At 76.3% G+C, this 8,214-nt stretch carries 10 protein-coding genes; 7 read left to right on the forward strand and 3 right to left on the reverse strand.

Annotation, left to right across the window (positions count from 1 at the left end):
* Positions 1–891, reverse strand: an 891-nt coding sequence (locus tag ABZ641_RS19380; RefSeq protein WP_359983291.1) for a hypothetical protein, incomplete at its 3' end; no start/stop codon positions are given.
* A gap of 179 nt (positions 892–1,070) precedes the next feature.
* Here ABZ641_RS19380 and ABZ641_RS19385 point away from each other — a divergent pair.
* The 5 genes from ABZ641_RS19385 (at position 1,071) to ABZ641_RS19405 (ending at position 5,960) form a co-directional block, all read left to right on the forward strand.
* Positions 1,071–1,523 (forward strand): MarR family transcriptional regulator, encoded by a 453-nt coding sequence (locus ABZ641_RS19385; RefSeq protein ID WP_344625176.1) that lies wholly within the window; start codon positions 1,071–1,073, stop codon positions 1,521–1,523.
* Positions 1,520–2,980: an MFS transporter gene (locus tag ABZ641_RS19390; RefSeq protein WP_359983294.1), complete on the forward strand. Its 1,461-nt coding sequence runs from the start codon at positions 1,520–1,522 to the stop codon at positions 2,978–2,980. The genes ABZ641_RS19385 and ABZ641_RS19390 overlap by 4 nt, the downstream gene beginning before the upstream one ends.
* A 61-nt stretch (positions 2,981–3,041) precedes the next feature.
* Entirely contained in the window at positions 3,042–3,593 is a 552-nt protein-coding gene (locus ABZ641_RS19395) for an isochorismatase family cysteine hydrolase (RefSeq protein WP_359983297.1), read from the forward strand.
* A gap of 51 nt (positions 3,594–3,644) precedes the next feature.
* Positions 3,645–4,535 (forward strand): hypothetical protein, encoded by an 891-nt coding sequence (locus tag ABZ641_RS19400; RefSeq protein ID WP_359983300.1) that lies wholly within the window; start codon positions 3,645–3,647, stop codon positions 4,533–4,535.
* Positions 4,536–4,628: 93 nt separating this feature from the next.
* Positions 4,629–5,960, forward strand: a complete 1,332-nt coding sequence (locus tag ABZ641_RS19405; protein WP_359983303.1) for a DUF4419 domain-containing protein — start codon at positions 4,629–4,631, stop codon at positions 5,958–5,960.
* Positions 5,961–5,963: 3 nt separating this feature from the next.
* On the opposite strand, the gene ABZ641_RS19410 is transcribed toward ABZ641_RS19405, so the two are convergent.
* Positions 5,964–7,133: an NAD(P)/FAD-dependent oxidoreductase gene (locus tag ABZ641_RS19410; protein ID WP_359983305.1), complete on the reverse strand. Its 1,170-nt coding sequence runs from the start codon at positions 7,131–7,133 to the stop codon at positions 5,964–5,966.
* Between the two features lie 17 nt (positions 7,134–7,150).
* On the opposite strand from ABZ641_RS19410, the gene ABZ641_RS19415 reads away from it, so the two are divergent.
* Both ABZ641_RS19415 and ABZ641_RS19420 read left to right on the forward strand, forming a co-directional pair.
* A complete protein-coding gene (locus ABZ641_RS19415) occupies positions 7,151–7,423 on the forward strand; it encodes a TetR/AcrR family transcriptional regulator C-terminal domain-containing protein (protein WP_344625216.1) in 273 nt (90 codons plus the stop codon).
* A gap of 64 nt (positions 7,424–7,487) precedes the next feature.
* On the forward strand, positions 7,488–7,760 hold the full coding sequence (locus ABZ641_RS19420) for a hypothetical protein (protein WP_344625170.1): 273 nt from the start codon (positions 7,488–7,490) through the stop codon (positions 7,758–7,760).
* Between the two features lie 9 nt (positions 7,761–7,769).
* Here ABZ641_RS19420 and ABZ641_RS19425 read toward each other — a convergent pair.
* Positions 7,770–8,214, reverse strand: a 445-nt coding sequence (locus ABZ641_RS19425; RefSeq protein ID WP_359983308.1) for a cytochrome P450, incomplete at its 5' end; no start/stop codon positions are given.

The following is an 8,214-nucleotide window of genomic DNA, read 5'->3' on the forward strand; positions in this document are numbered from 1 at the left end:
GACCTCGGCCAGGGCACGGCCGGCCTGCTGCGAGTGGGCCTCCGCTGCGGACAGCTCCGCCTCGGCGGTGCGCAGTGCCGCGCGGGCCTGCTCGGTACGGTCGGCGGCCTTCCGTTCGGCGGCGGCGAGGCGGTCGGCCGCCCGGGCCAGCCGGGCCTGCTCGCGTCCGGCGGCCCGTTCCTCCCGCTCGGCCGCCGCGAGGGCGCGTTCCGCCTCCGCGCGTCGCCGGGCCTCCTGCTCCGCCGCACGGTCGGGTTCCGGGGCCTTCCGGCCGCCATGGCCGGGGCCGGTGGTCTTCGGCCGTTCAGCTTTCGGCCGTTCAGCCTTCGGCCGGGCGGCTTTCGACCGGGGTTCCGTGGCGGGCTCCGCGGCCGGTTCCGCCGTCGGCTCCCCCCACCCGGCGGGCAGCTCGCCGGTCGGCAGGGTGCCGCCCTCCTCCAGCGGGCCGGTCAGCCGGCCCGCCGCGAAGGCAGCCGCGGCGGCCTCGCTCGCCAGCGCGGCCCGCAGCGACTGCTCGACCTCCCGCAAGGGCACTTCGCCGAGCGGTTCACCGGCCTCGGCGGCGCCGTCCCTGACCTGCGCGGTGAGCGCCGCGACCAGCCGGCGGCGCTCGGCCGACAGCTCGCGCAGGGCGGGCCCGGCGAGTTCGGCCTGCGCGCGGCGCAGCGAGCCGCCCAGGTCGAGCAGGGCGCGGGTCTCCTCGGGGCGGGTGTGCACCAGCAGGTTGACCGCCCAGGCGCTGCGGGTGGGCCGGCGCAGGGCGGCGATCCGGGTGGCGAGCGCCCGGTCGCCGGCCCGCCTGGCCTCGGCGGCGGCCGCCGTCCGGGCCGCGGTGAAGCCGGCCGGGGACAGCGTGTACAGCCGGTCGGCGACGGCGTCGAAGCCCTCCACGGCGCAGCCTCCCTGTGGTTCGGCCGGCCGTCCGCCGGCCGTCGCACCTCGATTCGCTCACCGCCGGGCCGCCGCCGCACGCCGGGGCGGGAGCGCCCGCCCGCGTCCGGGCGGATCGGACAGCCCAGACTGTGCAGCATAGCTGGACAGTTCAGCCTGAAGGTTCTACGGTGGGAGACATGGAAGAGCCCGCCACCGCCGCCGTCACCGCCTCCGCCGTCCGCGCGGCGCGGGAGCTCCGCGTGGTCTTCAGCCGGCTGCGCCGCCGCCTCAAGGAGACGTACGACACGGACGGGCTCACCCCCACCCAGACCTCCGTGCTCAGCCGGCTCAGCAAGGACGGCCCGGCCTCCGCCAGCGACCTGGCCGCCGCCGAGCGCGTCCGGCCGCAGTCGATGGCCGCCACCCTCGCCGTCCTCGACGAGCGGGGCCTGGTGCTGCGCCGTCCCGACCCCGGCGACGGCCGCCGCCAACTGGTCTCGCTGAGCGACCCCGGCCTGGCCTTCCTGGAGGACTGCCGGCGCGCCGGCGAGGAGTGGCTCGCCCGCTCCCTGCAGGCGCACTTCACCGAGCAGGAGCGGCAGACCGTCGTCGAGGCGCTGGCCCTGCTGGACAGGCTGTCCGACGCATGAACCTCCGCGCCGTGCGCTCCGCCCCGCGCCCCCGGCGCGGGGGCGCGCCCGAGGACGCCTTCGACCGGCGGCTGCTCGCGCCGATGATGCTCGGCGCGATCCTCAACCCGGTGAACTCGGCGATCCTCGCCGTCTCCCTGGTGCCGATCGGCGCCGCCTTCGGCGCCCCGCCCGCCGCCACCGCCTGGCTGGTCTCCGCGCTCTACCTCGCCACCGCGATCGGCCAGCCGGTGGTCGGCCGGCTCATCGACCTGCACGGCCCGCGCCGGCTCTTCCTGGCCGGCACCGCACTGACCGGCGTCGCCGGCCTGGTCGGCATGCTCGCCCCGAACCTCGGCGTGCTGATCGCCGCCCGGGTGCTGCTCGGCTTCGGCACCTGCGCCGGCTACCCGGCCGCCATGTACCTCGTCCGCAGCGAGGCCGACCGCACCGGCCGGGACAGCCCCGCCGCCGTCCTGACCGCGCTCGCCGTCACCACCCAGACCGTCGCCGTCATCGGCCCCTCGCTCGGCGGCCTGCTGATCGGCCTCGGCGGCTGGCGCACCACCCTCGCCGTCAACATCCCGCTCGCCCTCGCCGGGCTGTACCTCGGTGCCCGACGGCTGCCCCGCACCGCCCCGCCGCGGCGCACCCGCGGCAGCCTCGCCACCACCCTGGACCTCGCCGGGATGGCGCTCTTCGCCGCCGCGCTCGTCCCGCTGCTGCTCTTCCTGATGCACCCCTCGGCCGCGGACTGGTACCTGCCCGCCACCGCCGTCCTCGCGGCAGCCTGCTTCGCCCGCCGGGAGCGCCGCGCCGCCGACCCGTTCATCGACCTGCGGGTGCTCGGCGGAAACCTGCCGCTGATCGCCACCTACATCCGCGCCCTGCTCGCGTACACCGTCGCCTACGCCTTCCTCTACGGCTGCACCCAGTGGATGCAGGAGGGCCGCGGACTCACCGCCCCGCAGGCCGGACTCGTCCAACTCCCGCTCTTCGGCACGGCGATCGTCGTCTCCGCGGTCACCGGCCGGCGGCGGCAGATCCGCGGCAAACTCCTCGCCGGCGCCCTCGGCCAGATCGCGGCCTGCACCCTCGTCCTGCTGCTCGGCCCGCACTCCCCGATCTGGCTGCTGCTCGTGGTCGCGCTCGCCTTCGGCATCCCGCAGGGCCTCAACGGACTCGCCCTGCAGAGCGCCGTCTACCACCAGGCGCACCCCGCGCGGATCGGCTCCTCGGCCGGACTGCTGCGCACCTTCAGCTACCTCGGCGCGATCGTCGCCGCCGCGGCCACCGGCGCCTTCCTCGGCCACGGCGCCGACACCGCCGGCCTGCACCAACTGGCCTGGTTCATGCTCGCCGCCGCCGTCCTCCACCTGCTCGTCACCGTCGCCGACCGCTCACTGCGACAGGTCGGCGCCCCGCAGCAGGACACCCCCGCCCCACCCGCAGCGGCCGCCGCCCATCGCGGCCCGTAGCCGCCACCCACCGCGGCCCGTAGCCGCCGCCCCGCACGCCCGTACGGAAGGAAACGCCGCCATGACCGGCACCGCCCTGCTCGTGATGGACATCCAGGTCGGCATCGTGAGCCGCATCGACGAACCCGACTACCTGCCCCGGCTCGCGCGCGCCGTCGAGGCCGCCCGGGCCGCCGGCGTCCCGGTCGTGTACGTCGTCCTCGGCTTCCGGCCCGGCCATCCCGAGATCTCCGCGCGCAACAAGAGCTTCGGCGCGCTGCGGCCCGGCGCGTTCACCCCCGAGGACCCCGGTGCCGCCGTCCACCCCGACCTGGCGCCCCGCGAGGGCGACACCGTGGTCACCAAGAAGCGGATCAGCGCCTTCGCGGGCAGCGACCTCGACCTCGTCCTGCGCGGCTCCGGGATCGAGCACCTCGTCCTCACCGGCATCGCGACCAGCGGCGTCGTGCTGTCCACCGTCCGGCAGGCCGCCGACCTCGACTACCGCCTCACCGTCCTCTCCGACGGCTGCGCCGACGCCGACCCCGAGGTCCACCGCGTCCTCACCGGCAAGGTGTTCCCCCGTCAGGCCGAGGTCACCACCGTCGAGGAGTGGCTGACCACGCTGAAATGAGCTGAAATGAACGGCGATCGCGCCGCAGTCGCACCCTGCTAGATTTCGATCATGGACACCGGGGCGGGCGGACGCGAGCTGTACGAGGGCCTGACGGAGGGTGCCGGGCCGGGTGCCCACCGGGAGGTCGCCCTCCCGTGGCTGGCGGAGACGGGCCGCGCGTACCGCGAACGGCTGCACACCGCGGCCGCGTGCAGCGGCTGGTGGCAGGACCGCCGCACCGACGAGCGGGTCGGCGTGCTGCACATGGAGTTGTACGCGCTCGGCCGGGTGAGCGACGTCCTGCTGCTCGCCCGGCAGACGCCCGCCGGCCCGTGGGACCCGGGCGTCGAGGGGCTCGCGTTCTCCGACGAGGAGTACCTCGGGCTCTTCACCGGCCTCGGCATGACCCCGTTCCGCGGGGGCGGCTTCGACCCCTTCCTGCACGAGATCGTCGAGGTCGAGCAGGCCGACGACCCGGCGACGCCGATCGAGGTCACCGAGGTGCTATGGCCCGGCCTGATGCTCGGCGAACTGCTGTTCTCCCGGGCGGGCGTCCGCGTCCGGGCCGGCGCCGCGCACGCCCAGCACGGCGTCGCGGACCGCTCGCCGCTGTACTGGACCTTCCGCCGCCGCCACCGGCGGACGGTCGACCTCTCCCAGGGCTGGGGCGGCAACTCGCAGTGGTCGACGGACCTGCGGCTCGACTACCGCACCCCGTCCGGCGACCACCTGAACGTCGACGGCGACCGCCCCGTCGACGGCAGTCCCGTGCTGGCGCTCGACCACCCGGAGAACCTGAGCCCCCGGGAACGGCTGCTGACCCCCCGGGAGCGGCGCGACCTGCTGCGCCACCGCTGCCTGCTGCGGACGCCCGAGGCCGTCGCCGAACTCGACCGGGCCGCGCCGTGGGACCGCGAGTTCATCCCCTTCGACTGGCGGCTCCCCGCCGCCGAGGAGTGACCCGGGGCCGCGCCGCGAAAACGCCTTGCCGTCCACCCCGGGCGGCCCCCTACCATCGGCGCGCTCCGCCCGACAGCTAGCCGAAGGGTGCCGATGGCCCTCGAGATCGACCTGCCGCTCACCTCCGACGCCGAGGCCGACGCCGAGGCGGCCGGTCTGGCCGCCGAGGTCACCGACCTGGGCACCGAGCGGTTCCTGCACGCGGTGCTCGCCCGCCCCGCCCGGATCCACCACCGCAGCACCGAGCGACTGATCGGCCTGCCCACCGGCGTCCCGGCGGTGGCCGAGCCCTCCTCCAGCCTGCTGCTGCGCGCCCTCCACCTGTGCTTCGCCGCCCACCTGCCGCTCAGCCTCTCGCCCGACGTGCTCTGGTACACGGTCGTCCACGAGAGCGCCGTCCACGTCCGGTTGAACGCCGACCGCTACGCGCACCTGTTCACCGACACCCCCGGGTACACCCGCACGATCGTGGTCCGCGACGACGCGGCCCCCGCCGACTGGGAGCGCTCGATCCGCCGCGTCCGCGAGCCGCTGCACCGGAACCTCGGCGAGGCCACCACCGAGCTCTTCCTGCCCCCGTTCTCCACCACCACGCCGACGGACACCGCCGCGGCCCTGGTGGCGCTGATGGACGTGGTCAGCCCGTACTACCGGTTCCGCTGGGTGACCATGTGCGGCATCCCGCGCGTCCGGCTGGAGGGCACGCCCGAGGACTGGCAACTGCTCGCCGACCGCACCCGCGCGCTGGGGGAGCGGCTCACCGGGCTGCGTCCCTGGCTGGCCGGGCTGCTCCCGGTGCTGGACGAGATCGCCGCCACGGCCGCCGGCCGGCGGACCGACGAGCAGTTCTGGCGGTCCCTCTACTCGTGGAAGTCCGCCTCGGGCGGCGACACCGTCACCGGGTGGATCACCGCCTTCCTCGCCCACCGCTACACCGACGACGGCCCCGTGCCCAAGGAGGCCTTCGGACGGACGGAGACCGACGCGGCGGACCTGCCCGCCCACGTCTCCCGGGTGCCGTTCCGATGGGAGACCCCCCTCGGCACCTGCGACATGGCCTTCCTCGGCGGTGTCCTCGGCATCGAACGCGACGGCGAGTGGGTCCGGCCCCGGCTGGGCGTCGCCGTCGCCGAACTCCTCGCCGCACGCACCGAGGAGGACCTGCCACTGCCCGAGGAGTGGACGCTCGCGGACGTCCGGCGCCTCACCGGCTGCCCGGACGCCCGCGTCCTCGACCCCCTCGGCCGGGTCACCGTGCGCGGCACACCGATCACCGCCGACCTCGCGATCGAGTGGGACGGCCTCTGCGCGGTCCGCGACGCCGACGGCGGCTGGCACCTGGGCGACCTGGTCTCCGCGGCCAACGACGTCTCCTGCTGGCGCAGCACCGGGCCCGACCTCGCCGACGCCCTGCGCCTGGCGTGACCTTCAGGCGTCCGCCGTGCCCTCGCCGTCGGGCCGGAAGAACCGGACCAGCCGGGCCGCGCCGTCCTCGGACATCAGCATCGCCGTGATCCGCTCCGACTCCCGGGCCGCCACGGCGCTGCGTTCGAACATGGCGGTCTCGTAGCGGCGGACGGCCCCGGCGAGGTCGTCCGGTGCGGCGGCGATCTCCCGGGCGAGTTCGGCGGCGTCCAGCATGGCGGTGTTGGCGCCGAGGCCGACCGGGGGCATCAGATGGGCGGCGTCGCCGAGCAGGGTCACGCCGGGCACGGAGGGCCAGGTCAGCCCCACGGGCAGTGCGGTGAGCGGACGCGGGACGAACGGCTCGTCGCACGCCTCGATCAGCGCCCGGAACTGCGGCGCCCAGTCGGCGAACAGGCCCGTCAGGGCGTGGCGCGCGGCGTCCCGGTCGGCGAAGGGGACGCCGCAGGTGGCGAGCCAGTCCTCGGGCGTGTGGAAGGAGAGGAAGACGCGGATCCGCCCCCCGCCCTGCCGCTGGGCGGCGAGCGAACGACCCGGGCCCAGCGCCCAGTAGTTGCCGCGGCCGACCAGCGCCGACAGCTCGGGGTGGCTGCGGTCGGCGGCGGAGATGCCGCTCTCCACGGTGTTGCTGCCGAGGTGGGCCGGCCGGGCGGCGGTGACCAGCGGGCGGGCACGGGAGTGGGCGCCGTCCGCGCCGACCAGCAGGTCGCAGTCGTCCGTCGCACCGCCCTCGAAGTGCAGCCGCCGTCCGCCCTCCGGCCGGCGGGTGGCGTGCCGGAAGGTCCGGCCCCAGCGGACGGTGCCGGCGGGCAGCGAATCCAGCAGCAGGTCCCGCAGGTCGGCGCGGTCGATCTCGGGCCGGTCCATCGGGGCGTCGTCCGGGGTGTCCTCCTGCAGCAGCAGGGTGCCGGTGTGGTCGAGCAGGCGCAGGTCCTGGCCCTCGCGGCGGGCGGCGCGCAGGAAGGCGGCCTCCAACCCGGCCTCGCGCAGCGCCCGCTGCCCGCTCTCCCGGTGCAGGTCGAGCGTGCCGCCCTGGGCACGGGCGGTGCGGTCGCGGTCGCGTTCGTGCACCACGGCCCCGATCCCGTGCAGGTGCAGGATCCGGGCGAGCGTCAGGCCGCCCGGCCCGGCCCCGACCACGGCGATCCGCGGGCTGCGGGTGTCGGTCTCCACGGTGTCCCCCTCCTTCGCTGCGCGCGGTCGGGACGGTCGACGACTACCTCGTCGGCGCGCTGCGCCGGGAGACCGCCGAACTGCGCGCCGAGCGGGACACCGGCCTGGACAAGGACGCCTGGCGGCGCTCGGAAGGCCCCTACCTCTCCCGGATGCTCGTCACCGGCAACTACCCGGCGCTGGCCGCCGCCGTCCGGTACGGCACCCACACCGACCCCGCCACCGCCTTCGAGGCCGGACTCGACGTCGTCCTCGACGGCATCGCCGCCGGACTCGCGCCCGGTGGCTGACCGGGCCCGGCCCGGGGGCGTGCCGCAGCACGGCGCTGTCGGTGGCGGCTGCGATCCTGCCGTCATGGACGAGCACCTGATGCGCGGGCGGGTCTACGGCGCCGACTACGACGATCCCGATCCCGGGCCGCAGCCCGGGCACGCCTACCGCGAACTGGTCGCCGGGCCGCTCGACGGACTGCTGCTCGACGTGACCGGCTGGAGCGAGGCCCAACTCGCCGAGGGGGCCGCGCTGCCCACCGAGATCGGCTCCCACGGCCCGGGCGGCCGCGCCCAGTACGCGCCCCGCACCGGCGACCCCCGGCACTGGGACTGGCGCGGCGACACCCCGCCCTGAGCCCGGCCGTCAGCCGGCCCGGGTCAGCACCGCGGGCACCGGCCCGTCCGGCCGCACCACCATCCCGAAGGACGGCTCCGGGGCGGGCCCGACCGGCACGGCCTCGAACGCCGGCAGCAGCAGCTCCAGCAGCGCGACCGTCTCCCGCAGCGCGAACTGCAGACCCAGGCAGGCCCGCGCGCCGATGCCGAACGGCAGGTAGGCGCCCGGATCGGCCGGCCGCCGCCCGGGCGCGGTGAACCGCCGCGGATCGAACACCTCCGGCTCCGGCCACAGTTCCGGGTCGCGGTGCACCAGGTACGGGCAGACCAGCACCTCGCTGCCGGCCTCGATCCGGAAACCCGTCAGCAGGTCCTCCGCCGCGGCGTGCCGGGGCAGCAGCCAGGCCGACGGGTAGAGCCGCAGCGTCTCGCTGACCAGCGCCCGGAGCGCCGCGCGGCGGGGCGCGGGTCCG

Origin of the sequence: Kitasatospora sp. NPDC007106 (assembly GCF_040634455.1) — a bacterium.
Taxonomy (GTDB): domain Bacteria; phylum Actinomycetota; class Actinomycetes; order Streptomycetales; family Streptomycetaceae; genus Kitasatospora; species Kitasatospora arboriphila.

Bases quoted from the DNA above. Each gene is read 5' to 3' on its own strand.
- ABZ641_RS19400 (WP_359983300.1), top strand. From the start codon at position 3,645: ATGGACACCGGGGCGGGCGGACGCGAGCTGTACGAGGGCCTGACGGAG.
- ABZ641_RS19395 (WP_359983297.1), top strand. From the start codon at position 3,042: ATGACCGGCACCGCCCTGCTCGTGATGGACATCCAGGTCGGCATCGTG.
- ABZ641_RS19405 (WP_359983303.1), top strand. From the start codon at position 4,629: ATGGCCCTCGAGATCGACCTGCCGCTCACCTCCGACGCCGAGGCCGAC.
- ABZ641_RS19390 (WP_359983294.1), top strand. From the start codon at position 1,520: ATGAACCTCCGCGCCGTGCGCTCCGCCCCGCGCCCCCGGCGCGGGGGC.
- ABZ641_RS19385 (WP_344625176.1), top strand. From the start codon at position 1,071: ATGGAAGAGCCCGCCACCGCCGCCGTCACCGCCTCCGCCGTCCGCGCG.
- ABZ641_RS19420 (WP_344625170.1), top strand. From the start codon at position 7,488: ATGGACGAGCACCTGATGCGCGGGCGGGTCTACGGCGCCGACTACGAC.